Source organism: Rhizobium sp. CF122 (assembly GCF_000282035.1).
Lineage (GTDB): Bacteria > Pseudomonadota > Alphaproteobacteria > Rhizobiales > Rhizobiaceae > Rhizobium.
Genome location: NZ_AKKA01000109.1, coordinates 50,154 through 76,211 on the forward strand (window position 1 = coordinate 50,154; position 26,058 = coordinate 76,211).

A 26,058-nucleotide genomic window follows, 5' to 3' on the forward strand; every position below is an offset into this window, starting at 1 on the left:
ACCTCCTCCCGCGGCAGGCTTTTTCGTTTGTGCTCCGATCGCCATGCCCCGGGATCGCTCACGCTGTGATTGGTCGCTGCTCCGGTTGAAATTTCGAGCACCGGCTGTCGGCGTTCGGATGAGCGCCACCATTCTATGCGGCAACCATCCTTCGGGAAAAAGGCAGGGATCGGATGCATCCCACGGCAGAAAAGATCACCGGCAGGCACACAAGATAGGAGGTGCGGATGCCGGCGTGCTCTGCCACAAAGCCAAGGAGTGGAGGAGCAAGGAAAAACACGACGAACGACATTTGGCCGAGTGCTGCGACGTTGAGATAAGCGGCTCGATCCGCGCGTTGTGCCGCCGCCGAGACAGCGAGCGGATAGACCGCACTACACCCCCCACCCATGAGTGCGAACCCCGCAAGGGCAGCATATTGGTGCGGAGCGAGCCAAACGGCGCAAAGCCCGGCCGCGGATATGAGAAGCAGAGTAAGGGCTACCGTCCGCGAGCCGAAGCGATCGACAAACGGGTCGGCGAACAACCGTGTTAGAGCCATGAAAAACGTGAAGAGCGTGAGACCCAGCCCTCCGACAAACGGTTCCGCGCTAAAGACGTCGCGCATATAGATCGCCGACCAATCAATCCCTGCACCTTCGACAAGAAACGCTGCGATGCCGATGATGCACAGCGGAAGCAGCCCAAGCGTCGGAAGCGCAATGTGCCCTGCATCAGCGTGTTCGAGCGTTGGACGGGCTGGGGCATTACGCATGCCCGCGATGACCATCGTTCCAATCAGGAGAACGAACGTGAATGTCAGAGCGAGATGAAGCTGCACCGAAAGCCCCGCCTGGCGCACGATAGCGGAAGCCAGGGCGGTCACGAAAAAACCAAGACTCCAAAATCCATGAGCCCTATTCATGACGCCACGGCCAAGCTGCGCCTCGATGCGATCGATCTCGACGTTAAGATTGATTTCCAGCGCTCCCGCCAGAAGCCCTTCCAAGAGGAGAAGCCCAAAGACGAAAGGTGCTGCACTCATCCAAGGCACGAGAGCAAGCAGCCCCGAGGTTCCAAGAACGGTGAGGAATGCCGTCGTGCGCGCGCCAAGGCGTGCCACAACAGCAGATGAAAAGGTCAGTGATATGAGAGCGCCAATCGCAGCTCCAATCAGCGTTAATCCAAGCTCGGATTTGTCGATCTGCAAAGCGTCTTGAAGATCGGGTAGACGCGAGAGCATTGCTCCCATCGATACCGCAAAAAGGAAAAAGCAGACATAGATGCGCTGCTGCGGCTCAATCTTCATACGTGGCTCCTGAGAATAGTAAAGGGTGGGCGAGCCATGTTTATCTGAGCGCGACAAATATCGGCAATGCGCTTCTCGCGAGAGGTCCGCCGCTTGCAAGGCTAAAGGAAGCCCCACCGAAGCGGGGCTAGGGATTGTTATAGGAAGAGTACGTCAACTTAACGCTCACCTATGTCGGATGGTTCCCGAACGCGTCAGCAATCTCAGCCACCTCTTCACGGGCCTTAGACCGCAGAGGGAGATTTTCATAAGGGCTTTCGTGCGCTCGACACGGTTTCCCACATACTCACGGCAGCCGTCATCATCGATAGGTCTGAAGTGCATGTCGTCGATCCCGCGACCGTACCCAATCCCAATTGGCTGCGCCCGGGCATTCCAAGCGCCGGCCAGCAGGCTTTCGGTGATGACCTCCTTCAACGGCATCGTTTCGTGGCAATCCCGAGTGCCGTTTCCAACCGTAGCTGGAACCTTGTGTTCATAGGGAGCAAAGCGGCAGGCTTCTATTCGCTCGCGTTCCAGGAAACCTTCGCTCTCGACACCAGGCTCCATCCGCCGTCGGCAGCGTGATGCCGGCGCACCCAATTGCCGAAGGGTGGAGCTCAGCATAGTGAAATTCAGCTATAAACCGCGTGTTCGCCCGAACGTACGCAAAAAAAGATTGACCGACACAGCGACCTTATCGATGTCGGGCACATCCTGTGAATAACGACCGGTGTAGAGTTTTACGATCAGTTCGTCACGCGCTTGCCCGTCCAGCTCGAAATGGAGATGCAGGTAATAGGACTGCTTGTCGCCGGTACGGCTTATGCTTCTGCGCCGCTGAGTGACCTGTCTCAATTCGGCGTTGAACGGCTCAAAGCCATCAAGAGACAGTGTCACTGTTTTTGACTGCAAACTGGCTCCTGCCGGTACGTTGACCACAGCCTTGTCCAACGCAAGACTGACGACGCGACCGGAAATGCCGTCCACATTTGCAGGCTCGTCAAGTTTAAAGGCGTGGAATAGTCGTCTTGGCTTCTCGAAGCAGATCAGGGATGCAATGGCGAGCACGAGAATGTTGATCCCCGACCAGCAAGCAGCGACCGGCGAGAACTGCCCCGTGACGTGCGAGGTCTCCGGCACGACGTTGATGAGCAAGCCAAGAGCCGTGATCGCGATCAAACTGGCGATCCAGGCCAAACTGTATCCGTCGAATCCACCAACTTCGTTGCCGCTACCCTTCGGGGTGACCCTGAACGGCTTGCCGAACGGACGCACCACGCTCGAAATAACAGTTGGCAGCATACGAAACGTGGCGAAGGCACCGACCGCGCTTGAGATCAGCGGCAAATATCGCGTCGGTGTTATCCAGAGCATCAAGAGAAAATAAGCGGCCAGCAGCGGCACCTGGTGGGACACATAGTCAGCCGCACTGGTGAAGTAGAGCGGCAGCACGCCGAACCATAGATAGATTATCGGAACGACCAATATGGTGAATCGGACCAAATATTGTACCAGCCACGAAATGGGCAGGAACATGACCCGCTGAAAGAGCGACAAACCTGGCCCGCGCAAGGGCCCGTTGTGCAGATAGAGCGTCTGAATGCCGCCCCGGCACCACCGCTCACGCTGCACGAAATAGCCGGTCAGATTCTCCGCCGCCAACCCCATCGACAACCGCTCGTTCAAGTAGCGTGTCTTGTAACCCCTGTTAAGCATGGCAAGCGTGGTCAATAGGTCTTCAGTGATGGACTCGGTGGGAAAGCCGCCGATCACGTCGATTGCCTTGCGTCGCGCGATCGAACACGATCCGCAACAGAAGCTTACGTCCCAGACATCTCTGCTTGGCGCGATTTCGTCGAAGAACAGTCGCTGCTCATCCGGCCAGATGTTTTCCAGGCCGAGGTTTGACTGGACTGGATCGGTATTGAAGAAATGCTGCGGTGTTTGGACGATCCCAATGCTTTCATCGGAAAAGAAAGGTAGCGTCCGGCGCAGGAAATGCCGGTAGGGCACGAAGTCCGCATCAAAGATTGCAACAAAGTCGCCCGAGCTCACCTTCAGACCGTTGTTCATATTGCCCGCTTTGGCATGGCTGTTGTCGGGTCTCGTGACGTGGATTGCTCCCCTTGCTTCGCAATAGGCCTTGAGCCAGTCCCGACGCTGATCATCGAGGACAAAAACCTTTACCTTGTGGGCCGGATAGTCGAGCGATAGTGCTCCGATAATGGTCCTTTCCAGGACATCGAGGGGTTCGTTGTAGGTGGGGATAAATATATCGACCGTTGGGAGCTCATCTTCGTCTCGGTCGAAGAAAGCCTGCGCGAGCCTGTCTACTTCGGCGCTGCGATCGACGCTTCGGCTCATCAATATCAGAAACAGCACGACCTCAAAAACGGCCAGAATTTCGACGACGAACAGGAACCAGACCCAGTAAAAACCTGGACCATCATTCGGAAAGGGAAGGACGGTTTCGACCAATCGCCACACCATGTAGCGCAGTGCGACCGCGGCCACGAAAGCACACGTAATTGTCCGAGCCCAGGTGTGGGAACGCGACCAATTGAAAGGTCCAAGAAAAAAGAAGGCAAGGACGAGAAAGGTCGGCGCCAGCGCTACGAGATGCTGAACCACAGGCTTTCGATCCATTTTTTGAAACCGACATTGTGCTTAGACAGGCGCACCTGCACCGAGCGTCCAACCTGACAGAAATTCGCAAAATCGGTATTGAGGGTGGAGGCAGCAAGACTAAGCCGGATACGAGCGCTACGCGCCGTCGTCACAGGCTGATTGGCCGCAAAGGCGTCTTTCTCGATAATGGCAGAACTGCCTCTGACTGACAGGACCACGGCCTTGAAGGCGTCGCCGCGCCCGAAAAGTCGCACCTCGGCAGCCCGACCAACATAAATTTCGTCATAGTCGACCTCGGGTACGAGAATATCCACGAATAACTCGCGGCAATCGAGGACGCGCATTAGCTCATTATTCAAAAGGACGTTCGAGCCATTCACGATGTTGCTACTCCATACGACCCCATCGAATGGAGCGGAGATGGTTGCCGACGCCAGGCTGTCAACCCGGTTGCTTTCTTCGGCGATCTGCTTTTCGACTTCGATTGCGCGTGTTTCGTTTTCCGCTATGCGCGTATTGAGATCATTAATCCGAACGAGCACTTCGTCCTCACGCTGCCGGGAATAAGGGACATCGTTTTGTCCGTCGCCGATAAAGATGCCCTGCCGGACGGCATCGAGCTTCTGTTCCAGCTGCTCAACAGTCAGGTTGCTGATTTCGACTTCCCCGCCTGTGGCTGCTCCGGCCGCCCGGGCCGATTCGACGAGCTTTTTCGTCAAAATACCCTTCGACTCGAGCGTCAGTCGTCGGTCGAGATCGACTTGCGCAACAAGATCCTGCGCTTGGGAAACCTCGACCCGCTTGCGTAAGATTTCAACTTCGCGTTCAAGATTGGCGACCGCCGTCCTCTTATAGACTTCTAATCGTGTAGACAGTTGCTGGCGAAGTGCAATCAGCTCGTCGCGCTCCCGTCTGAGCGCCGCAGCGCGGTCAAGAGCCGCATTGTGCTCGGCCCGGAGCGAGGCGAGAGTTGCTCGATTCACTCGGGCGTTAACAATCCTGAGAAGGGGCTGTCCTTCGACCACTGGGACGCCCACTCTCGCTGGCGCTTCCGCAATCGCACCGTCGATTGGTGCATTTACAGTGGCAAAACGCGCGTTGACCGTCCCATCAAGACTGGTGACCCCCGTTAGGCCAGGTAAAAAAACAATCGCGGCAAGCACCAACAGAACGAGACCGACTGTGATTCGGACTATACGATGGTTCCATAACATTTTGATATCCGACCTCGGCAGCGACGAAGGGACCAACCAATTTTGCCTCAACAGTACCGCTCCTAAGTTAGGACGAGTGAAATTTCCGACAAGGGATGGTAGTAAATTTGGTCTATGCTACCGGCTTCACGAGGGTATAAACAGTTCAGGAAGCTCATGTTTTTGGTCTGGCGGTATTCCACAACTGCGGTTGTCCTGAAACGGAGCCTGATGTTTTGCATGGGAAGTGATAGTCAGTCGCGAGCCTGCTTTCTGGTGCGATATCGGGAACTCGCCTGCCATTGTCAGGCAAACTCTCAGTGCATTTTAGATCACGTCTTGCACCGCCTGCATGAGAGGGAGCCCATGACCAGAAGAATGTCATCCTGCCCGCCATAGAGCGCTCAAATATGTTTGACCCGCTCTTGGCGCGGCATCGGACTAAAGTCTGATCGCGCGCCAAGGTCACAGTTTGGCCCGATTCCACCAGAATTTTTCGTGCCTGCGTCGATACTTCAGTCCGTCCCGTCCGGGACGGAACAATCAGCAGCAGAACCGGCTGCAAGAATGCCATCGGGAAGTGCTCTGCAAGGAGTGTGTCCCAATAGGCTGAGGGGATCCATGTCTCTTGCACGCGACCGGCAACTGGACGGACTAAGGACTGTCGCCGTCTCGATGGTCCTCTACCACCATTTTTTCGCGGTAGATGGATCGGTTCTGGGTCATCTCGGCGTACGGTTGTTCTTTGTCCTTAGCGGCTTCCTGATCACGCGGCTCCTGTTAGATGCGCGTTTTTCCGTCGGCTATCAGTCGGGCGCTGCGCTGAAAGCATTCTACATCCGCCGCGCGCTACGCATATTTCCGCCTTACTTCGCGATGTTGGGGTTCATTTGGTTTGTCAACCTTGAAGGGGCTCGGGGCAGCATCAAGTGGCATGCGCTGTATCTATCGAACGTCTGGTATGCCCTTCGCAACGAGTGGACGCCCTGGGTCTTGTGTCACACTTGGAGCTTGAGCATCGAGGAACAGTTCTATATCGCCTGGCCGTTGGTCATCCTGCTGGCTCCGCGCCGGTTGATGGCACCGATTTGCGTCGCTGTCATAGCTTTCTCGCTGACTTACCGCTTCTATTGGCCATTTACAGGTACACCGTCTCTCGCGCGCGACCTTCTTCCTCCGGCGTCGGTGGATGCGCTCGTGGCCGGCGCCCTTCTCGCAGTCCATCGAAGAAGAACTGAGTGTTGGCCGGCATGGATTGGGCTGAGCGTTGTCCCTTTGACGGCCGCCGCCGCTATCGTCCTGTGGTTGAAGTCAGTCCCCATGGCACCCGTCGGGGAATGGTTGACGTGGATCGGTGCGGAGGTTTTGCCCGTCATACCACTCGTCGTGCTGGTCGGATGCTGTTCCTCTGGGGTGCGCGGAGCATTTGGCCGCTTCTTGGAGCGCCCGTCGATGACCGCCGTCGGACGTATGAGTTACGGCGTTTACCTTTTTCATCCAGTTGTGCTGTCGCTGATCGTCAAGGCTCAGCCCTGGATCCCGGTCAACGTCTCAGAGCAGGGCCCCGGCCGCTTTGTGATTGCAACCACAGCTACATTGATGCTGGCTTCAATTTCCTGGCTGGCATTCGAGAAACCGCTCAACCAGCTCAAACGCTACTTCCCCTATGTCAGCTCCGCAAGGACCCACGTGTCACCGTCGATGCGGCGAAGCCAGGCCGACGAGCGGGAGCGTGATGCTTCAGCCTACCGCCCAAGCTATGCCAACCGCGATGAACGTGGGAGCTGAAGGATGTCTATTCCGCTGATCTCCGTCGTGCTGCCGGTCTATAATGGCGAACCCCACGTTGCCGCCGCACTCGAAAGCATTCTACGCCAGGATTACAGGCGCTTTGAAATCATCGCGCTTGACGACGGGTCGACCGATGGCTCGCTGGAGATCCTCCAACGGTATCGAAATGCCGATGATCGCATCCGTATCGTCTCGCGGGAAAATCGTGGACTGATTGCGACTTTGAACGAGGGCATCGCCTTGGCGAAAGGCGATCTTATCGCCAGAATGGACGCGGACGATATTTCCTACCCATCCCGTTTCTCCCGCCAGGTCGGCCTCTTTGCCCAGCAGCCTCAGCTCGCAATCAGTGGCACCGGCATCGACCAGCTTCTTGGCAATCGGGTGGTCCGCGGTCGGCCAAATCCGATCTATCAGACTGGCGATTGGCACGTATTGTCGATGTTCTTCACCATCTTCCTGCACTCGACGGTGATGTATAACCGCAACGTCATTCCCGAAGACATGCTGGTGTATGACGCAGGCTATGTGCATGCCGAGGATTTCGATCTCTTCGGACGCATTGCGCGACAATTTCCAGCCGCAATGATCGATGAGAGCCTGGTCGCCTATCGTATCCACAGCGACAGCGTTTCAAGCAGGCACAAGCGGCAAATGCGCCAAACCCACCTGAAGATCGTCGCCGAGAACCTCCAACGGCAGTCTCTTTGCGACGATTCCGGCGCCCTTCATGACATTGGGGTGGCAGTCACCCCTGAGACGGTGCGCCGTGCTGCCAATTGCATTCTCACGATCGAAAGAAAAATCGCCGAGCAAGCAGGCCGGGCATCCTTGAGCTATGCGCACGGAACCTTGTGTTTTTTCTATTTCCTGTATCAACTCATCATTGACGAGCAACGACCCGAGCTCACACATGCATTTCTCACGCTAACGGGAAAGTGGCAGCTCATCCGGCGTCGGGAGCGATACGGCCTTCGTTCCGCCACTTATGCACCGTGGCTGTGCCGTTTTTCAGACGGCGCGACCCGGCGCATGGATCTCATGGCGCGGTACTATCAGTCGGTGCCAGCCAGAACTGTAGAGCCGCTTCAGGGGCTCGCATGATGGCTGGAGAATATCGCGAATTCGCGCGCGTACGCGCCCATCACTCGGTGAGGTCACAGCCACCATGCTAGAATTCGTGACGTTGAGTTTTCGGTTATTGCGTCAGGCGCTCGGCCGGCAGATCGGCCTGCTCGTGGTTGTCGTCGTTTTGGGACTAAGCACGGCTGTCCTCGAAGGCACCGGCATTGGTCTCATTATCCCGATGCTCGGCATCATCGCGGGCGAGAGGGAGCCGTCGGGAATGGCCGGGCTCTCAGCGGTCTTCCAGCAAGTAGGCGCCGGGTTGGACGACAGGGCAAGGTTGATTGCGATTGCCGCCGCGATCCTCGGATTGATCACCTTAAAGAATGTGCTGGCGTTCGCAAACGCCGTGCTCACCAATATGATCTACGGCAGAGCCGGCCATGCCATGCGAAGTTCTCTTGCCAGCCAGCTTCTAACGATCGGATTCCCATTCTTCCTTCAGGAAAGCCCTGGGCGGCTGCTCAATATCATCTCCAACGAATCCTGGCGGGCTTCAGATGCAATACAGACCACCCTTGCGACGATCGTAAACGCATCGGCCGTCGTCATTCTGCTCGCTTTTCTTTTGCTTCTTTCATGGCAGATGACACTTGGCGTTGCTCTCGGGCTCGTGCTGATCCAGGCTCTTCACGCGCTGCTCTCCGCCAGCCTCAAAGGCCCGAGCCGCAACGTCACGTCGTTCAACAGCGAACTCGCTGCCAAGATGCTCCATCTGGTGCACGCCGGGCGCCTCATCCGCGCCTTCGGGCAAGAACAGCGCGAGCAGGCAATCTTCGATTCCTCTTCAGATGCAGTAAGAAAGGCGGGCTTCGTTCTGCAGTCCCGCCAGGCAGTATTGCCACCACTGACAGAGGTGTTGCATTCAGCTCTCTTTTTGACTGTTGTCATCAGCGCCTGGCTTTGGGGCGTAAGTTTTCCGATTGTCGTGGCTTTCGTAGTCTTGCTTTATCGGCTGCAACCCCATGTCCGTGCACTTCAAATGGCCTGGAGCGCGGTGCAAGGCTGGAGCGGTTCTTTGGAAGAGGTCAGATGGCTCCTGGATTCCTCTGACAAGCCAAAGGCGCCGCAGGGCGATGGTCCGGTACAGGGACTTCGCCAGCACATCAAATTCGAGGGCGTGACTTTCAAGTATCCGGGCTCTGGCTTGCGACCCGTCGTGCTGCGCGCCGCGACCTTCGACATTCACAAAGGCCGTTCGACGGCAATCATTGGGCGATCGGGAGCCGGAAAAACGACAATCGTCAATCTTCTGTGTCGATTTGTTGAGCCCGATGAGGGGAACATTCTGGTCGACGACATCCCACTTAATCATATCGATCCTGTTCAGTGGCGAAGACAAATTGCGCTCGCCAGCCAGGACCTTGAGCTGATTGATGGTACTATTTTGGAAAACATTACCTATGGCCACAGCGCTTCGCTTGCCGAGGCCATGAACGCAGCCAAACTTGCCGAGGCGCACGAGTTCATCGACAAGCTACCTGACGGATACGAGACCGTCGTTGGTTACAGGGGAGCCACCGTTTCGGCAGGTCAACGACAGCGCATCGCGCTTGCAAGGGCCCTGGTGCGCGATCCGGAAATCCTCATTTTGGACGAGGCCACGAATGCCATGGACGGACTGTCCGAGGCAGCGATTGTCGAAACCTTGAAATCGAGAGCCGGTCGCCGCACGACAATCGTTATCAGCCATCACCGCAGCACCATCTCGTTTTGCGACGAAGTCGTCATACTTCATGGTGGCCGCGTCAAGAACCAGACACCTTTTGCAGAGATCGCGACATTGAGCATGGACCAGCTCTATGAGCTTGATAGGCTTTCTTCTTAAGCCCTCACAAGCCTAGCCGATTGCGGGCTGGCAATCCGTCTCGGAACTGACCTGTAAGCTGCGCGCGACAGGTAAGAATGTCAGCTTCGCCGCCGCGGCGACTTTACGAGCTGCGCTAATGCCTCACTGTGCCGGCCGGGCTCGATTGTCCAGGCCACCATGAAGTCGCCTTCTGCCTCCCCACTTGGGTTACGGGGAGTTGATCGACGGTAGGAAGAACTCGACCTCTCTGCGGCGGCGTGCTTCCAAACCCTCTACACGATCATGCCAGAACTGCTCTGCGGCAGGCGGATCCGCCTCCCATACCCGAACAGTCTGCTGGTTGTCGTCGATCTTGACGCGTCTCTTCCCGCCGAGCCGGAGATACTCCTCCGCAATCCGGCGGCCCTCCGTCATTTCCATCTCGAACCACGTCCTTTCATCTGGCCTCGCGACACATCTGCCGCTTTCTCAAAGAACGATCATCGCGACCCATTGTTCCCGGTCCCGGCGGCAATAGCGTCGCAGAGCGTTAGGAACGCGTGGCCGCCAGCTCGTCATCAAGTGCCGCGATGACGGTGCTCCACAAGGTGTCGACCTCCGCGTTTGCGTCGATCGATGCGACATGACTTTGGCTCGCTTCCAACACGGCCTCGGCCATGGTGTGTGCGTCGGCATGGGTGTCGACCAGGCGTATCGTGCCGCCGTCGACCAGCTTGCGGAAGAGGCTATGGTGGGAGAGGGCGTCGCGCCGCTGCGGCCCGTTGACGACGACAGGCTTTCCAGAAAAGCTTGCCGCCAGCACGCTTGCTCGACGCGCTGTCAGTCCCTCCGAGAAGAGATAGCAGAAGACGTCGACCTGCTTGAAAATACCGAAGAGTTCCTCGGCTCCGGCAACGTAGCCGGTCACGACGACCCGACCCGAGATGCCAAGCTTGTCTGAGAGCGCATAAAAGTCGCGCTCCACATTGTCGGTGCCGCGGATGAATGATCCGACGAACACGACGCCGACATCGTGACCAAGTGCCAATAGGCGCGCGGCAATCTCCAGAACGGCCGTCGATTGCTTCTTGGGATAGATTGAGCCGAATTGTCCAAGGATGATGCGCCCGGCCTTGCGCTGTTTTGCTAGTGTCCGGGCGACAGAGCCGTCATGCAGCGCAGTCGGCAAAACAAGATTCGGCGGGATGGGAATGACCCCCCGCTGGCCGGTTGACAGAGCTGACAGTGGACTTCTGGAAAATTCGGCAGCGACTTCAGGCGCTGAAAACAAGATCCGGGTTGCGAGCATCACCACCGGGGCCAATACCAGGCGGCGCTTCCAATCGAGTGCGCCCCATTCGTGAAGGACCACGACAAGCTGCTTGCGATGCAGCCGGGTGGTGAGCGCTGCGACAACTGGTTCGGCCAGCTTCCTCTTCCAGGCCACAACGGGAAAGTTGAGGATGGCGGCCTCCACATCAGCAAGTGCTGACGTCAGTCGGCGAATATCGCCGTCCAACACATGCTGATGAGCCCGCTCACCGAGGCGCACTGCGCTCTGCCGCGCAAATTCCTCGACACCGCAGGTTTGGGCGGCGTCGGAGACGAGTGCGAGATAGCGACGTTTCGGCATATCGAACCTTCTGAACGGGCGGGCGGCCACACCGCGTTGATACCGCCTTTTCGTAAAGGTCGGCTTACAATTTCAGGTTCAATGTTTGGCGTGTCTTCAGCAGGAGCGCCTGCGACCATCACGTGTGCAGCGGGGATTAACTATAGCGTGAGGTTTTACAGCGACCGTCCGTCGAAACAGCTATTGATCGGGCTTGAACCGATGCCTGTTTCGAAGGTGCGTGAATGGCAAGGCCTAGTAGTGCGTCAGCGCGTCTGAGTTATTCGATGAATGAATGGCCGACGAGCCGGCTTGGAAGCCTGCCGATCGTGCGGGCCGGCATGGAGGACTCTGCGGACGCCTTCATTCGGTTGGCGCTCGAGCGTAGGGGCGCCGGTGGGCGTCCTTTCTACTCCACCTCGGCGAACGGTCAGGTGATCGCGCTCTGCGAGCACGATGCCAACTTTCGCTCGATGACGCGTCAGGCCGACCAGATCCATGCCGACGGCATGTCGGTCGTGCTCTTTTCCAGGCTTTCTTCCAGCAAACCCTTGCCGGAGCGCGTTGCCACAACCGATCTCGTGCATGCCGTCGCCGAGCGCGCGGCGCAGGTCGGCGTCAGCTTCTATTTCCTTGGCGCCAGCGAAGAGGTGAATGCCCGAGCGGTCGAGAATATGGCCAAGGCCTACCCTGGGCTTCGTTTTGCCGGGCGGCGTAACGGCTACTTCGACCGTGCCGAGGAAGATGCGGTCGTCGAGGCAATCAACGCGGCCGCTCCGGATATCCTCTGGATCGGATTCGGCGTGCCGCTGGAGCAGCAATTCGTCGTTCGTAACATCAACAGGCTGCACAATGTCGGTTTGATCAAGACCTCTGGCGGCCTGTTCGACTTCCTGGCCGGAAACAAGAGCCGCGCACCCCAATGGATGCAGCGAATGGGCCTTGAGTGGCTGTATCGCATGATCCTCGAACCGCGTCGACTGGCAAAGCGCTATCTGACAACCAATCCGGTTGCGATCTATGCGATGCTCCGGCATTCGCTGCGGGCTCTTTCTGCAGGTCGTTGATCGGGAACGACGGTCCCATGGGCTCTTCAATTTCGCTCATCACACCGAGCTATCGTGGCGACCTGGAGAGCTGCCGTCTTCTCTGCGACTCGATCGATCGATACGTTAGTGGCTACGATATGCACTACATCGTGATCGGCGATGAGGACGCCGAAGCCTTCGCCTCCTTCGAAGGAGAAAGGCGCCACGTCATCGTTTCGTCCACTCTACTTCCGTCACTCTGGTCACTGCCAAAGTGGCGTGGACGGCGCTACTGGTGGGGACCACACCTTCGCCTGCCCATCTATGGTTGGCACCTGCAGCAGATGCGCAAGATCGCCATGACGCTGGCGCAACCGAGCGAGCGCGTGATGTGCATCGATTCCGACAATTGCTTCTGCCGTCCGCTCGACCTGAGTGTGATCGCATCAACACCGAAGCTCGCGCACTATGTTGCGCCGGGAGATATCAATCCATCCCGGCCAAGCCACGTTCGCTGGTGGCAAAATGCCCATCGGCTCCTTGGCCTGAACGCGCCGGCGCTGCCGGGTGATGATTTCATCAGCCAGATGGTGCTGTGGGAGCGGCGGACGGTAGCGACCGTCGTGAAGCGCATCGAAGGCGCAAGCGGCCTTGCCTGGTGGCACGCGCTTGCCCGCATGAGGCATTTTTCAGAGTACCTGATTTATGGCGTCGCGGTGACCAATGACTCTGAACTTGCCGAGCGGCACGAACGTGTCGCGCAAAGCCCGTGCCTGACCTACTGGGAGGGGCCGGCTCTCGACGCGGCCGGGTTGGAGGCATTCATGAATGGGTTGAAGCCCGGTCAGACGACGATTGCCATTCAGTCGCATACGCGCACGCCAATCGAGGTGATCCGCGAGGTTGCTCTTGGCTAACGCAATCTAGTTGTTGGCCCGATAAGGGGTCGGCAGGAACCCGAGGCTCGCCAATGTACGGCCGAGCGACACCAGCAGCGGATGGCTTGCCGGCAGCAGCCGCCGGGTTTGCAGGAACAACGCTATCGATCGCAGGCAACCGGCGCCCAGACTGAGAGCGTTCTTTGCGAGAACACGTGTCGCCGATGTGCTGTGGATCCGATCGATGACATAGTTGATGCTCCCGGTACGTAGCGAGCGCGTCATCAGGAAGCGGGCTGATACGCGCTCCTCCGGTACGAATTCGCGGATTACTGCCTCTGCGCACCACCAGGTCTTGAAGCCGGCTTTGCGGCATCTGGTGAAGAATTCCATATCGCCGCCGCCGAGAAAATTGAAGCGGACATCGAAGAGCGGCGATGCAAGACCGGCAAATACCCGCCGGCGGATCAGGCAGTTGCCGGAGCCGTGGATCTGATCGATTGCCCGTGTCGAGCCCTCTATCGAGCCGAAGAGTAGATGCTGGGTGACAGCGTCGGACACCGGTACTTCGAACTCTCGGACCACAGGTCCTCCGACGATGTCGGCGCTCTCGCGTTTGGCCGTACCGACGATCGCGGCAAGCCAGCCGGGCAGGGCCATTTCGTCGTCATCAATCATGAGGAGAAATTCGGCCTCCGGAAACGCCGCCATTGCCTCGGCGAATGCACGGTTGATGGCGTAGCAATTGCCCTGTCGCTCTTCCGTCAGAACCAGGAATGGCCGATCTGCCTTGGCGAGAAATTCGCGGGCATAGCATGCGCCGGTCGGGTTGGCTGCGTCGTTATCGACAACGACGATAGCAAAGGGGAAATCGGTGACCTGATCGGCCAAGGATGTCAGCGTGCGTGCAAGCCATGCCGGCCGACGGAACGTCGGGATGCAGACGACGACCTCAATAGATCCTTTGCTTTCTTGCATCGTCCAAACCTCAATCGGCACAGAAGATTGTTGCCGTTACCGTGCAGGGCAACTTCGCCGACGATCGGCAGTGAAGCTGTAAATGGCTGGCGAGCATTCTACAATTGACGGCTGAGGATGAGGTTAACGTGCCTTTCCAAGGGCCATTGCGTCGATCATGCGCGTGGGACCGATGCTCGCCTTCAGTGCCAGGGAGGGCTCGGTTTCGGGACTCTGTTGCAGGTCAACGGTTGTCGCTTATTGCGGCAGATATGCCTCGCCGCCTTGGGCGATAATTTGTTCTTCGCAGAGAGACTTGTGCCAATGCGAATAGAGCACAAAGCGTTCTCTTGAAAGCTGCACATCCTTTAGCAGATTGCGATAGATGGCGCTGAATGCCTTATGCCACCCCAGAAGAATGCGTCATCCAATCGGAGCCCGAGACTGAACTGCTCACGCCGGTGTCTCCCACGGATTGATCACAGATGCGTCCGTGTCTTCGAAGTCCTTGACGTTGCGTGTGATCAGGATCAGGTCGTGGACGATCGCGGTCGCGGCGATCAACCCGTCGACGTCACCACGCGGTCGGATCGTGGCGATGCGGCCCCATTCGACGGCGATCTGGTCGGTCACCGGCAGGATGCGGTCGCCATGGTCGTGGCGCAGCTTGCGCAGCCATTCGGTGAGATAAAGCGGCGGCGTTGGGATCCGACTTCTGTTTCAGCGCAATGCCGCGCATGATTTCGCCGAGGGTCAGCGCATTCAGATGGATGCTGAGCGGGTCGACCGAGCGCAGCCAGGACATCGCTTGCGGGGTGCCTGCGAGACAATGTTGGTGTCAACCAAATACATCAGAAGGCGACGCCGCGGATCTTGGCGCGGGCTTCGACCCCATCGGCGAGCTCATCGTCCCAAGCCGGACCACCGAGTAGATCGTCGATCAACGTCGGCCGGCCGGCGCGCAAAGCGTCATGGTCCTGGGCGGATAGCACCACGGCCGTGCGCTCGCCGGGCAGCGTGACAATCTGTGGCCCTTCGTGGCGTGCCTTCTGCCTTCGAGAATTGGTTCTTGGCGTCCTGCAGCTGCCATTCCATCCGAATGCTCCAATCTAGCTAGCCTGGCTAGCTATATACTCTGACTTGCCGGCGACCCCAGGGAGGCCGGCGCGTTAACTACGAGGCCGGCATTGGCTTGCAATCTCAGGCCAAAGACGGCGATCAGCATCGTGAACCAGATCGGTCCACTGTTGCCGAAGAACGGGCTTTCGAGGCAGGCGAGAAACAGCGAAAAGAGCCAGATCCGCAGAAACAGGCGCGTCAATGCGATGTCGTTGTGGCCGGCGAGTGCTCGGCGGGCATAGCCGATGGGCAGGATCACCAGCCAGATGACGACCATTGCCAGCGCCGGGATGCCACCATTGATCAACTGCTCGACATAGCCGTTATGGGAATTGGCGGCGGTCACTGCCCATGTGGTCATGGCCTGGCCGCTGTTGAACAAGGCATCGGTCTGCCAGAACGACTGGAAGCCATAGCCGATGATCGGTCGCTCGGCGATCGCCGAGAGTGCAAGGCGCCAGATGGAGCCGCGGTCGGTGAAGGTCGGATCGATCCCGGCTGAGGCAAGCAGGCTGCTGAAACTCGGGGAGATTGCCGCGGTCAGCAATATCGCGTTCAAACCCGCGAGGCCGCCGACCAGCATCAGTATTCCGAGCCTGATCCAGCGCTCAAAAATCCAGGCAAGCAGCAGGATTGCCGGAAGCATCGCAGCCGAGGTCTTCCCACCTGCATGAAGAACAAAGAAGCCGGCGGACAACGCAATCATGAGACCGAGCCGGGCGTGTCCCGCTCTTGCGATGTAAAAACCGAAGAAGACGGCATAGACCATTGCGGCGGCGGCAACGTTCTTGTGACCAAAATGACCGCGCCAGTCGCCCGCAAGTGACTGCTCCAGCGCATCTGTCGCTTGATGGATGGCAAGGTGCGGCATCGCGATGACGCCAAAATAGGAGAGGCCGACCGTGAAAGTCAGGCCGATGCACATGAGCTTTGCAAACTGCTCACCATCTCTGGGAATGAGCAGCACCGCATTCGCGCACAGGCAGACGAGAATCGCAAAAACGATGCGCCGAAAGGCGGCGCTCGGATCACCGGCAAAGAGGCCGGTCAAGAGCAGCCAAACGAGCAGGCAGATCAGCAGGCCATAGGGGCGGAGCAGCAAGTGACGCGCCGGGTTCTGCAGCACCGTCACAAGCACCACGGCCGACATGGCGATGACGATCAACTGATTGAGGACGTTTGATGTACCGCCGTAGGGTGTGGAAAGGCTGGCGGCGTTCGGATCTGGAAACGCATTCAATCCGACCCAGAAGTAACTGAAGATAGCCAGGAAGAGAAAGGCTGCCAAGGTAGCGCTTTTCTCTACTTTGGCAGTCTTGGCTATGTCAGCCATCCGCTTTGCCCTGTGCTGCGCTCAGCCGACGATATTCGCGCCAAAGCCCGGACAGGACTGCGATCGCAAGGCCGAGCCCGAGGCCGACAACGGCGCCGGCACCGGCGAGCATATAGCCACGTGGGGGGAAGCTGCGGGCCGTCGGGACGACTGCCTGCGAAACGATCCGCACATTGGTCGTGTCGATCTGCTGGCGTTCGGCGGCTTCTCCCGCCCTTGCCATGAAGGCTTCGTACACTGTCGCCTTGGCGCGTGCCTCGCGTTCCAGTTCGCGAAGATGGATCTGCGCGGCGGTATCCTGGAAGACCGAGGATTTCATCTGGTTGGCTTCAGAGTTCAAGGCATCAAGCGCCGACCTTGCTTGATCGAACTCGGCTTTGGCCGCTTGCACAATGCGTGCCGTCTCGGCGTCGATCTGGCCTTCCAGCGCTTTGAGTTGGGGCTGCAGCGACAGGATCATTGGATGCCGTGGTCCGAGGACGGCGGATTGAGACGTTACGCGTTGTCGCAGCGTCGAATATTGCGTGCGCAGCATGGTCATCGTTTCCGATTGCAGCGCGGAAGCATTCAGGCGGTTCTTCGGATTGGTCGAAACGAGCTCGTTATAACGTGACTGCGCCTGTATGACGCGCGCCTTGGCGTCGATCAGCTGCGTGTTCGTCTGGTTTGACATGAGCGTGCTGACGAGCTCCCCCGAACTCGACTGCAGCCCCTGTTCGCGCTTGAATGCCTCAACGGCGGCCTCGGCCTTGGCAACCTCTGCCTTCAGATCCCCGAGGCGCGCAAACAGCGAGCTCGCCGCCCGCCCGGCTCCTTCCGATTCCGCCTTGGCGAGTTCTTCCTGGAAGCCGGTCGCGATGGCATTGGCGATGGTGACGGATTTGGTCGGGCTCTGCGTCCACACGGCGACGTTGACGATGAACGAGCGCTCGTCTCGGCGGGCGGTGACGCGCTTTGCTAGTGTGCGAAGCGCGTCACCGGCGGGATCCTTCGAGGTCGGCGAAACGAACTCGGCATCGGCGGTGAGCTTCAGGTCGTCGATCACGCGGCTTAGCACGTTACCCGACGTCAGGACCCGCAATTTGCTCTCGACATCGAGCAGCTGCGTATCTCTCTGCATGCTTTCGGAGAAGATGTCGTCAGCGACCACCCGCAGGTTTGACGGATCGACGAGGAGGTCGATTCCGGCGGCAAAGCGCGGCTTGACCACAAACACCACCGCATAGCCGGCGACCATGCCGAGGATGGTAAGGGCAACGATCCAGACAAGACCCGAGCGTAACCAATCGAAGATGCGCGTCAGGTCGAACTGAAAGAGCTCCTCGAAGACGGAAGAGCTGGCTTTCCGAAGAGGGGGCTCGGCAATGTTGAGTACCGGCCGCGGCTGCGTGGCAACATCATCCTGCTGCTCCCGGTTCCTCGTCCAGCCACGCGTACTGATGACCGGAGTCTGATGTCGGGAGGCAGCTTCATACATGGCGGCGGTTCTGATTGACACGGCGCGAAGGCGCAGACTTATGGTTAAGAGACCTGATTTTCCTTAAGTATCCATTAATAGCGATTTCAATTGTCGCGTGCGCGCGAAGCAAGTCTCGACTAAACAGGAGAGAATGAAGGTCTTGTCCGCGTGCGCGGTCGAATTCTGGTTCATTTATACGCAATCTAGGGATATCCATTCATGCGCAGGCGGGACTTCGTTCTCGGCGCATTGGGTGCCGGACTGGCATCCTCCGGCGCACTCGACCCCTTTGTCGGAAGCAACCCAACTGCCAAGGCAGCCTATGAAAAAAGGGGCATTCCTTACGGCGCGGCGGTGCGCACCGATCTCCTTGACACAGAATTCGACTACAAGGCGGCAATCGTCGACCATTGCCAGCTTGTCGTTGGCGAGGGTGGATTGAAATGGTTCGACTTGCGTCCGAGTCAGGACCAGTTCGTCTTCGATCAGCCTGACCGTCTGATCGACTTCGCCGATCAGAACGGTATGCAGATGCGTGGTCACACACTTGCCTGGTACGGCGCCATGCCGGAATGGACACAGACCATCGCGAGCGCGGCGGAAGCTGAGCGCGAACTCGTCCGTCATATCACCACGGTCGTCGGACGCTACCGGGGGCGGATTCCAAGCTGGGATGTCGTCAACGAGGCAATCGCCGAACGTCCAAAGAGCGGTGCGACGATCCGTGACTCGATCTGGCAGGAGCTGCTCGGCAAGCGCTACATCGAGCTTGCCCTGCGCACTGCCGCTGACGTCGACCCCTCCGCGCAGCTCGTCATCAATGACTACAATATTGAGAATCCGACACGCCAATGCCGCGACCGGCGCCAGGCTTTGCTCGACCTCCTGCGCGATCTGAAGGATCGCGACGTGCCGCTCCATGCTGTTGGCATTCAGGGACATCTTCCGGGCGACATCGAAATCGACCAGGAGGGGCTGTCGAAATTCGTCGAGGAAGTGAAGGGAATGCAGCTCGAGGTGCTGGTGACCGAACTCGACGTGATCGACAACAAGCTGCCCGCCCGGGAATATGACCGGGACCAGATCGTCGCGGCGCGAGCGCGTGATTTCCTCAAAGCGATCTCTGACGTGGCGCGGCCGGGTGCAATTCTGACCTGGGGCATCACTGATCGTTATACCTGGGTGCCAATGTGGTTCAAGCGCGACGACGGCAAGCCCAACCGTCCGCTGCCGCTCGATGCCGGGTGCCGACCAAAGGCGCTGATGAAGGTGATCGACGAATTCACGGGTGCTGCCGAATGATGTTTCGCCAGATCTCGACATACATGATTGCCAACGCCGTATCGGCCCTGTTCGGGTTCGTCTCGGTCGTGCTCTTCACCCGCATATTGAGCCCGCACGAATACGGCATCTATGTCGTCGGCACCGGTGTCGCCGGCGTCATATCGACCCTACTGTTCGGATGGATAAAATTCTCGGTGCTGCGTTTCGATTCCGAAGGTGGATCGAAGGATGTCCGCACCACCGCGCTGTGCGCCTATGCGGGACTGATGCTGCTCAGCCCGCTCGTTATTCTCGCGACGTGGCTGATCGCCGCAGACTCCTCGACCTATGTCGTGCCTGCCGTGTTCGTTGCCTTCATGGTCGGGCTGTTCGAGTTCGTGCAGGAGGTATTCCGCTCACGCCAGCAGACCGGCACCTACATGTGGTCGGTCATCCTGCGTGCCGTGCTGACGCTCATCTTCTCGGCCGGCCTCGTGATGGGGTTCGGCATGGGCGGGCAGGGCCTGCTCGTGAGCGTCGCCTGCTCCTATCTCGTGACCCTGTTGATCTATGCGCCTGATGTGTGGCGCCGGCCGCGCCATCCGTTCGATACCGGATTGCTGAAGGAAATGCTGCGCTTTGGTCTGCCGATGACGGCCTCGTCCTTCATCTTCGTGCTGCACACGGTTCTCGACCGCATGATTATCGTAACCTATATCGGGGAGACCGCTGCGGGCGTCTATGGTGCGGCTGCAGATCTCGTCCGGCAGATTATCCTGTTTCCGGGTGTTGCGATCGGATCCGCAACAATTCCAGTGGCGATCCGTCTGCTGGCGCAGGATGGCCAGAAGGCCACCAACCGGCATCTGATGGAAACGGCTGAGGTGCTCTTGAGCGTGCTCATGCCGATGGTCGTCGGCCTGGCATTGGTAGCGCCAGGCTTTGCAAGCCTGATCCTTGGCGCCGAGTTTCGCGACGCCGCTGCAACCCTGATCCCGATCCTGGTCTTTGCCTGGCTGTTTCGCTCCATCTCCTATCAGTTCGTGCATGTGAGCTTTCAGCTGGCGAAGAAGCCGAGCCTGATGGGCGCGCAGGGTATGATCATTCTGGCGATCAACATCATCGGCATGTTTGTCCTCGTACCACGGTTCCAGCTGGCCGGAGCGGCCTGGGCGGTGCTGATTGCCGAAATTGGTGGCGTGATCGCGGGCTACTTCCTGTCTTGCCGCGCCCATCGCTTGCCGCTCGAACTTCGCCCGATCGTCAAGGTCAGCCTTGCAACTGCCATAATGGCGGTGCCGACCTTCATCGTGGGTCGGCATCCGACCGGTAATGCTGTCTTCGACCTGACTATGCCGATCGTTACGGGTATCATCACCTACGCAGCGGCTGCTTTTGCGCTCAATCTGGCCGGCGTTCGCCTGGCGCTAACCCGACGGCTGCGGCCAGCCTGATCGGGAGACACGTTCTTGTGATCAGGCACCGACCAAGAGCCAAGACAACACCACTATGGCTTCTGCCAATTCTTAACGCCTCAAGTATATCGGTAAGGAATACGTTCGACGGGCACTTGATCAGAACGTTTGCAAGGGAAGTTGACGGTGAAACAGACTGCTATGAACTCGGAAGACGGGAAGGAGCATTCCGCCTCGCAACCAACAGCCTTCGGGTTGCATATTGGTTTGTTCACGGCAGCCGATAGTGACGTACCGAAGAGCGATGTTGCGGTGCTTCTCCTCAACCCCTGGGGGATCGAGGAAATGTGCACGCGCCGTTTCTATCGCATCCTGGCCGAACGGTTCGCCAAAATCGGCGTTGCAAGCCTACGCTTCGATTATCCAGGAACAGTGAACTCACTCGACGACACCTCGGCCGAACGTGGCTTGTCGGCATGGTCCGAGGTGATCGGCAAGGCCGCTGACGAGCTTAAGATGCTTTCGGGCGCCCGGAACGTGATTTTTGTCGGCCAGGGTATTGGGGCAAGTCTTGCCCTCATGCGTGCTCATTGCGAGCCCTCGCTTGCCGCGATCGCTCTTCTTGCGCCGGTGCTGAAAGGGCGTGTCTATCTGCGCGAGCTTTCGTTGTTTTCGAGGCTCATCGACGATGGTCTCGGCATAAAGCCGGAGCTGCGTGATAGCGCACCTGGATCAATCGCTGGATTGCGCATGCCACGCGCTGTTGCAGAGGATGTCAAGGCAATCGACCTCAACGGTCTCCAAATCGCCAACCAGCCACCTGTTTTCATCGCCGAGCGCCCGGGCTTAGAAGGCGACACGACGTTTCGCGACAGGCTGGAGGCCGCTGGCTGCCAGCTGCGCGCGATACCATTTGCGGGATATGATGCGCTCGTGTCCAACCCTCTGAACCAGGACATTCCCGACGCACTCATCGATGAGCTGATCGACTGGCTGCAGGCGCTACCGCAATATCGGGGCCGCAGCGCGTTGCCGGCGAAGAAACCCGGGGCGACTGCATCGGTCCGGGTGGATGCGATCCGAGAAACCTCCGTTCGTTTCGGTCCGGCCGATCGCCTGTATGGTATCTTGTGCGAGCCGACTGATAAATCCTCCGGCGTGACCGCGGTTATCGTGACGACTGCCTACGATCATACCGCCGGTTGGGCTCGCTCCTCTGTCGAGCTTGCACGCGCGCTCGCCAAGGTTGGCGTGGCGTCCTTGCGCTTCGATAGCGCTGGCGTCGGGGATAGCCCTCCGGTAGTGGCGCGTCGCAAGCAGGTCCTCTATGACGAGGCCCAAATTGCTGATGTCGGAATCGCTCGAGACTATATTGATGGTCTCGGCAGGAGCCAGCGCACTATTCTTATCGGACGCTGCAGTGGCGCGTACGTTGCCTTCAGAAGCACAGTTGACGATCCGCGCTGGGACGCCTGCTTGATCGTCAACCCGGTAGCTTTCCGCTGGCGTTTCAAAGGCTTGCCAAAGACCCTGAAAGCCTATCTCAGGAATGCCCTGGATCTTGAAACTGTTCGCCGCCTGTGGGCCGGCGACGTGGACCTTGGGGCGGTGACAAAGAATATCTCCATGCGTCTCGTCGACCGGATGGCTGGCAGCCTGTCTCCCGTCTTTGCGCCTGCCAAGCCGCTCACACAGCTCACAAGGCAGGTGCATCGCGATTTTCATGCGCTGGCCAGCCGTGGCACGCCGCTTTCGATCATCTATACGGAAGGTGACGAAGGGCAAGAGATGTTCCGGGTCAACTTTGGCGACGCGGGCGAGAAATTGTCCGCCTATCCGAACGTGCAACTGCATCTGTTTTCTGCCGCAGACCACAATTTGACGCCGCTGCCGGCACGCGAAAAGATGATTGAGCTGGCAAAGCGGCAGGCTCTTTCGCTTGGCGACGCTCGCGACGCTAAGCGCGCAGCAAACGGCTGATCGGTTTGCATTCCAGCTCGGCCGTGTTCTGATATCTCAGGCTGCTCAACATGCACCGTTACGCTGGTTTTTTTGCCAGCGGACAAACGCCCTGTGGTTGTGATTTGGTGACAAATTGCAACCAATGCGGAATGGAGGTGCTGCCAACTTGATACAATACTTTGCGTGGCAGTGATTGCAGGCGTGGGGCCTTAAGTATTATTGGATCGTGTCTTGATTTAAGTCTTACAGCTCACCAATTCATATACTTAAGCGTGAAGTTCACGCGACGCCTAGTAGCTTCATATTGGGAGGTCATCATGGCACTCACTCTGATGGAAGGAAGGAAAAGGCAGGATTGGGCTAACGTGGTTCTGGCGGTTTGCTTGTTCGTCTCGCCTTGGATCATGGGGTTCGCGGCTGAAGCAATGCCGAGCTGGAACGCCTGGATCGTTGCCGTTATGCTTGGTGCGCTGGCCACAGCAGCACTGTCGGTATTCTCCGAATGGGAGGAATGGGCAAATCTCGTGCTCGGCCTCTGGCTGATCGCGTCGCCTTGGCTGCTCGGTTTTGCGGCCACTGCTAGTGCGACGTGGACGGTTGTCGTACTCGGTGTGCTTGTTGCTGCCGTGTCGCTGTGGGCGGTCTGGGACGTTCATCATCCGCACGCCCACGCTTAGACCAGACGTAATCCGGTCACCGCGGCGGTGGGTTTTTTGACCTGACCGTACTCACCGCCCAAATGATGGTTCAGCCTTGATGCGCGATCAGCATTGATCGCGAAGGCGGGGCAATGTCGATGTGCCGCGGGCCTCGCCAATTCGTGATCAGCGATCGGCTCCCTAAACTTCGAATATCAGCAGGAAATAAGCCACGAAGAGAACGAGGTGGACGGCGCCTTGCATCAGGTGCGTGCGACCGCTTGCAAAGGTAATGATGCTGAGAGCCAGTGTCAGAACGAGCATCACGGTGTCAGTGCGCTCCAGGCCGAGCACGACGGGATGCCCCGTGAGGTGGCTGATGACCAGCATCGCGGGTACTGTCAATCCGATCGTGGATAGAACCGATCCTAGGAAGATGTTGACCGACCGCTGCAGATGATTGGCGACCGAAGCCCGCACGGCGCTGATCGCCTCCGGTGTCGCGACAAGGACAGCCATGATGACGCCGCCGAGCGCCGCCGGAGCACGAAGTGTCTCGATGAAGTAGTCGACTGGCGCTGCCAACTGCTCGACCAGGAAAACGACGAGAGCCATGTAGGCAACCAGCAGAATAACGGGAAGCCACAGAGGTTCTTCTGTGGTTCTGATGTGCCCTTGCGCCACCTCACTGGTGTCATCGATGAAGAATCCTCTGTGGCGACCAGTCTGCAGGGTCAGGAACACGCCGTAGAGCCCAACGGATATCAAGGCGAGAACCGTTTGCTGGACGGCGGAATAGGGCGGTCCGTTTGTCGGATGCGTAAAATTCGGCATGATCATGCTGAGGGTTGCCAGAGGCACGATGACGCCCAGATAGGCGTTGGCGCCCTGCAGATTGTGGTGCTGCTCATGCCGTCGCCAGCCACCGATCAGCAGGGACAGGCCGACCATGCCATTGAGGATGATCATCACGACCGCAAAAAGAGTGTCGCGCACCAGCGTTGGATTGTTCTCGCCATGTAGCATGACCGCCGTAATGGCCATCACCTCGATCGACGTGATTGCAAGCGTCAGAATAAGCGTCCCATAAGGTTCTCCCAGTCGCTCCGCGAGGCGATCGGCATGCCGCACGACTGACAACACAGAACCAAGCACAACTGAAAAAAGCCAAGTGAAGATGACCGCCAGCCATAGAGGATTCGGAAGCAATCCAAAGATGACGTCGCTGAAAAGGAAGAACACAACGCTCGTCGTGATGCTGGCTGCAAGCAGCCATTCCCGGCGGGCGCGTTCCAACCTAGGGCGTTGCGACAAGGCCACTTCTGAGTTCATCCTCGAGCTCCTCACAATCCCTTCGAAGAGTACGCCACAAGCCGACCCATCCGTCCACTCCCATCGCCCAACCGAAGACCTCGTCGAGTGCGCGGTCTTCGACTGCGTGCGTGCAAGCGTTTTTTACCGCGGTCATTGGCTGAATTTCTCTCGTTCGACTATGTGATCGTTTCGACCGACATAAAACCTTCATCGCAAAAGCCGAAATAGCCTCGAGCATTCAGGCCGGCTTAGTGATGGGGAAAACGAGCATGACGACGTTGCAGCAAGTGGCGGCCAGAGCGGGTTGCTCGCTTGCTACGGCAAGCCGAGCCCTTAGCCTCAAGGGTTCCGTGAGCGACACGATGAGCCGGCGCGTTCGGCGTGCCGCGGCCGAGCTTGGCTATCGATCAACACCTGCCATTGGCAAGGGCGGCAGACGCCCTGTTATTGGGGTTCTCATCCCGAGCATCACCAACCCGGTCTTCTCTTCCTCCCTATCCGGTATCGAGGACAGGATGCTGGTGGCCGGTCACGGAGTGCTGATTGCACAATCACATTATGAACCGGCACGGGAGGCTGCCGCGATACAGGCATTGTTGAATGATCGACCCACCGGCCTGATCCTGACCTTATGTGATCCTTCGAACACCCAGAACCTGCCCTCGTCGATGCCGCCGACCGTGCTGCTTGGCAACCGTCCAACCGAGATATTTCCCGCAGCCGTCACCGTCGACAACTTCAGGGCGGGATACGAAGCAGCAAAAATGCTGACAGCACTCGGCCATAAAGCAATCCTGTTTGTTTCTGGGACCTTCTCCGCATCCGATCGCGCGCGCCTGCGGCATGAGGGCTACCAGCAGGCCATGCTGGAGGACGGTATCGAAGCGTTGGATCCGGTGCAGATTCCCTTTGTTGGTGGTTACGACCAGCTTGATTTGAGCGGCGCGGTGACCCGGTTTTCGCCCACGGCGATCATTGCCTCCAACGATCTCCTGGCTTTTGCGGTCATCGGAGCTTTGCGCCGCGAGGGACTTTGCGTGCCGCGCGACATGTCGGTGGTCGGCTTCGACGGCATTGCGATCGGTCAGATGATGGATCCACCGCTGACGACGATGGAAATGCCGGATGCCAGTATGGGGAGAACTGCGGCATCGTTGCTCCTGGATATGGCCGAGAACGCTGCACCCGCGCGGCATTTTTATATCGCCTATTGCCTGCGGCGGGGTGGTACGGTTCGCGCGATCTGAAAGAAGCAAACCACCGCCTCCTTTGAAGCGGTGGCCA

Annotated in this window: 19 protein-coding genes and 3 pseudogenes; 11 read left to right on the forward strand and 11 right to left on the reverse strand. The window is 58.4% G+C overall.

The features are described 5' to 3' along the window. Positions 1-133: 133 nt before the first annotated feature. The gene (locus PMI09_RS26405) at positions 134-1,288 is read right to left on the reverse strand and encodes an MFS transporter (protein WP_007801568.1); all 1,155 of its coding nucleotides are present in this window, start codon (positions 1,286-1,288) and stop codon (positions 134-136) included. Between the two features lie 246 nt (positions 1,289-1,534). On the opposite strand from PMI09_RS26405, the pseudogene PMI09_RS30735 reads away from it, so the two are divergent. Further along, positions 1,535-1,855: pseudogene (locus tag PMI09_RS30735) on the forward strand (RES domain-containing protein); the annotation flags it as partial. Between the two features lie 51 nt (positions 1,856-1,906). Here PMI09_RS30735 and PMI09_RS26415 read toward each other — a convergent pair. Together PMI09_RS26415 and PMI09_RS26420 are read right to left on the reverse strand one after the other, a co-directional pair. Next, positions 1,907-3,901 (reverse strand): glycosyltransferase, encoded by a 1,995-nt coding sequence (locus PMI09_RS26415; RefSeq protein ID WP_007801574.1) that lies wholly within the window; start codon positions 3,899-3,901, stop codon positions 1,907-1,909. After that, positions 3,883-5,112, reverse strand: a complete 1,230-nt coding sequence (locus PMI09_RS26420; RefSeq protein WP_007801576.1) for an HlyD family secretion protein — start codon at positions 5,110-5,112, stop codon at positions 3,883-3,885. The genes PMI09_RS26415 and PMI09_RS26420 overlap by 19 nt, the downstream gene beginning before the upstream one ends. Positions 5,113-5,712: 600 nt before the next feature. Between PMI09_RS26420 and PMI09_RS26425 the strand changes: the two genes are divergently transcribed. The 3 genes from PMI09_RS26425 (at position 5,713) to PMI09_RS26435 (ending at position 9,835) form a co-directional block, all read left to right on the forward strand. Then, positions 5,713-6,879: an acyltransferase family protein gene (locus PMI09_RS26425; protein ID WP_007801578.1), complete on the forward strand. Its 1,167-nt coding sequence runs from the start codon at positions 5,713-5,715 to the stop codon at positions 6,877-6,879. 3 nt (positions 6,880-6,882) lie between these two features. After that, complete coding sequence (locus tag PMI09_RS26430; protein WP_007801580.1) at positions 6,883-7,986, forward strand: glycosyltransferase family 2 protein; 1,104 nt, start codon at positions 6,883-6,885, stop codon at positions 7,984-7,986. 64 nt (positions 7,987-8,050) lie between these two features. Next, positions 8,051-9,835, forward strand: a complete 1,785-nt coding sequence (locus tag PMI09_RS26435) for an ABC transporter ATP-binding protein (RefSeq protein ID WP_007801582.1) — start codon at positions 8,051-8,053, stop codon at positions 9,833-9,835. A gap of 189 nt (positions 9,836-10,024) precedes the next feature. Here PMI09_RS26435 and PMI09_RS26440 read toward each other — a convergent pair whose 3' ends face one another. Continuing rightward, positions 10,025-10,237, reverse strand: a complete 213-nt coding sequence (locus PMI09_RS26440; protein WP_037084232.1) for a hypothetical protein — start codon at positions 10,235-10,237, stop codon at positions 10,025-10,027. Between the two features lie 109 nt (positions 10,238-10,346). Then, complete coding sequence (locus PMI09_RS26445) at positions 10,347-11,429, reverse strand: glycosyltransferase (protein ID WP_007801586.1); 1,083 nt, start codon at positions 11,427-11,429, stop codon at positions 10,347-10,349. 266 nt (positions 11,430-11,695) lie between these two features. Between PMI09_RS26445 and PMI09_RS26450 the strand changes: the two genes are divergently transcribed. Both PMI09_RS26450 and PMI09_RS26455 read left to right on the forward strand, forming a co-directional pair. Beyond that, a complete protein-coding gene (locus PMI09_RS26450; RefSeq protein ID WP_007801588.1) occupies positions 11,696-12,475 on the forward strand; it encodes a WecB/TagA/CpsF family glycosyltransferase in 780 nt (259 codons plus the stop codon). A gap of 17 nt (positions 12,476-12,492) precedes the next feature. After that, complete coding sequence (locus tag PMI09_RS26455) at positions 12,493-13,353, forward strand: DUF6492 family protein (RefSeq protein WP_007801590.1); 861 nt, start codon at positions 12,493-12,495, stop codon at positions 13,351-13,353. A 6-nt stretch (positions 13,354-13,359) separates the two neighbouring features. Here the strand turns inward: PMI09_RS26455 and PMI09_RS26460 are convergent, their stop codons facing one another. The 5 genes and pseudogenes from PMI09_RS26460 to PMI09_RS26480 form a co-directional block, all read right to left on the reverse strand. Next, positions 13,360-14,292, reverse strand: a complete 933-nt coding sequence (locus PMI09_RS26460; protein ID WP_007801593.1) for a glycosyltransferase family 2 protein — start codon at positions 14,290-14,292, stop codon at positions 13,360-13,362. A 432-nt stretch (positions 14,293-14,724) separates the two neighbouring features. Beyond that, positions 14,725-15,123, reverse strand: a pseudogene (locus tag PMI09_RS26465) (type II toxin-antitoxin system VapC family toxin). Then, a pseudogene (locus PMI09_RS26470) lies at positions 15,123-15,366 on the reverse strand (type II toxin-antitoxin system prevent-host-death family antitoxin). Before PMI09_RS26470 ends, PMI09_RS26465 begins: the two co-directional pseudogenes overlap by 1 nt. A 31-nt stretch (positions 15,367-15,397) precedes the next feature. Continuing rightward, positions 15,398-16,723, reverse strand: coding sequence for an O-antigen ligase family protein (locus PMI09_RS26475; protein ID WP_007801595.1), 1,326 nt, complete (start codon positions 16,721-16,723; stop codon positions 15,398-15,400). Continuing rightward, positions 16,716-18,200, reverse strand: coding sequence for a GumC family protein (locus PMI09_RS26480; RefSeq protein WP_007801597.1), 1,485 nt, complete (start codon positions 18,198-18,200; stop codon positions 16,716-16,718). The genes PMI09_RS26475 and PMI09_RS26480 overlap by 8 nt, the downstream gene beginning before the upstream one ends. A gap of 201 nt (positions 18,201-18,401) precedes the next feature. Between PMI09_RS26480 and PMI09_RS26485 the strand changes: the two genes are divergently transcribed. The 4 genes from PMI09_RS26485 to PMI09_RS26500 all read left to right on the forward strand — a co-directional run bounded on the left by PMI09_RS26485 (position 18,402) and on the right by PMI09_RS26500 (position 23,499). After that, a complete protein-coding gene (locus tag PMI09_RS26485; protein WP_007801598.1) occupies positions 18,402-19,484 on the forward strand; it encodes an endo-1,4-beta-xylanase in 1,083 nt (360 codons plus the stop codon). Then, a complete protein-coding gene (locus PMI09_RS26490) occupies positions 19,481-20,899 on the forward strand; it encodes a lipopolysaccharide biosynthesis protein (RefSeq protein ID WP_007801601.1) in 1,419 nt (472 codons plus the stop codon). Before PMI09_RS26485 ends, PMI09_RS26490 begins: the two co-directional genes overlap by 4 nt. A 147-nt stretch (positions 20,900-21,046) precedes the next feature. Further along, positions 21,047-22,840: an alpha/beta fold hydrolase gene (locus PMI09_RS26495; RefSeq protein ID WP_007801603.1), complete on the forward strand. Its 1,794-nt coding sequence runs from the start codon at positions 21,047-21,049 to the stop codon at positions 22,838-22,840. A gap of 299 nt (positions 22,841-23,139) precedes the next feature. Then, complete coding sequence (locus tag PMI09_RS26500) at positions 23,140-23,499, forward strand: SPW repeat protein (RefSeq protein WP_007801605.1); 360 nt, start codon at positions 23,140-23,142, stop codon at positions 23,497-23,499. A 162-nt stretch (positions 23,500-23,661) separates the two neighbouring features. Here the strand turns inward: PMI09_RS26500 and PMI09_RS26505 are convergent, their stop codons facing one another. Then, complete coding sequence (locus PMI09_RS26505; protein WP_007801607.1) at positions 23,662-24,792, reverse strand: calcium:proton antiporter; 1,131 nt, start codon at positions 24,790-24,792, stop codon at positions 23,662-23,664. 251 nt (positions 24,793-25,043) lie between these two features. Here PMI09_RS26505 and PMI09_RS26510 point away from each other — a divergent pair, with 251 nt between their 5' ends. Then, positions 25,044-26,021, forward strand: a complete 978-nt coding sequence (locus PMI09_RS26510) for a substrate-binding domain-containing protein (protein ID WP_007801609.1) — start codon at positions 25,044-25,046, stop codon at positions 26,019-26,021. The last annotated feature ends 37 nt before the right edge of the window (positions 26,022-26,058 follow it).

What these genes read in the sequence shown, in the direction of transcription:
- PMI09_RS26405 (WP_007801568.1), bottom strand. Translation starts at nt 1,288, where the DNA reads ATGAAGATTGAGCCGCAGCAGCGCATCTATGTCTGCTTTTTCCTTTTT.
- PMI09_RS26420 (WP_007801576.1), bottom strand. Translation starts at nt 5,112, where the DNA reads ATGTTATGGAACCATCGTATAGTCCGAATCACAGTCGGTCTCGTTCTG.
- PMI09_RS26425 (WP_007801578.1), top strand. Translation starts at nt 5,713, where the DNA reads ATGTCTCTTGCACGCGACCGGCAACTGGACGGACTAAGGACTGTCGCC.
- PMI09_RS26430 (WP_007801580.1), top strand. Translation starts at nt 6,883, where the DNA reads ATGTCTATTCCGCTGATCTCCGTCGTGCTGCCGGTCTATAATGGCGAA.
- PMI09_RS26435 (WP_007801582.1), top strand. Translation starts at nt 8,051, where the DNA reads ATGCTAGAATTCGTGACGTTGAGTTTTCGGTTATTGCGTCAGGCGCTC.
- PMI09_RS26440 (WP_037084232.1), bottom strand. Translation starts at nt 10,237, where the DNA reads ATGGAAATGACGGAGGGCCGCCGGATTGCGGAGGAGTATCTCCGGCTC.
- PMI09_RS26445 (WP_007801586.1), bottom strand. Translation starts at nt 11,429, where the DNA reads ATGCCGAAACGTCGCTATCTCGCACTCGTCTCCGACGCCGCCCAAACC.
- PMI09_RS26450 (WP_007801588.1), top strand. Translation starts at nt 11,696, where the DNA reads ATGAATGAATGGCCGACGAGCCGGCTTGGAAGCCTGCCGATCGTGCGG.
- PMI09_RS26455 (WP_007801590.1), top strand. Translation starts at nt 12,493, where the DNA reads ATGGGCTCTTCAATTTCGCTCATCACACCGAGCTATCGTGGCGACCTG.
- PMI09_RS26460 (WP_007801593.1), bottom strand. Translation starts at nt 14,292, where the DNA reads ATGCAAGAAAGCAAAGGATCTATTGAGGTCGTCGTCTGCATCCCGACG.
- PMI09_RS26475 (WP_007801595.1), bottom strand. Translation starts at nt 16,723, where the DNA reads ATGGCTGACATAGCCAAGACTGCCAAAGTAGAGAAAAGCGCTACCTTG.
- PMI09_RS26480 (WP_007801597.1), bottom strand. Translation starts at nt 18,200, where the DNA reads ATGTATGAAGCTGCCTCCCGACATCAGACTCCGGTCATCAGTACGCGT.
- PMI09_RS26485 (WP_007801598.1), top strand. Translation starts at nt 18,402, where the DNA reads ATGCGCAGGCGGGACTTCGTTCTCGGCGCATTGGGTGCCGGACTGGCA.
- PMI09_RS26490 (WP_007801601.1), top strand. Translation starts at nt 19,481, where the DNA reads ATGATGTTTCGCCAGATCTCGACATACATGATTGCCAACGCCGTATCG.
- PMI09_RS26500 (WP_007801605.1), top strand. Translation starts at nt 23,140, where the DNA reads ATGGCACTCACTCTGATGGAAGGAAGGAAAAGGCAGGATTGGGCTAAC.
- PMI09_RS26505 (WP_007801607.1), bottom strand. Translation starts at nt 24,792, where the DNA reads ATGAACTCAGAAGTGGCCTTGTCGCAACGCCCTAGGTTGGAACGCGCC.
- PMI09_RS26510 (WP_007801609.1), top strand. Translation starts at nt 25,044, where the DNA reads ATGACGACGTTGCAGCAAGTGGCGGCCAGAGCGGGTTGCTCGCTTGCT.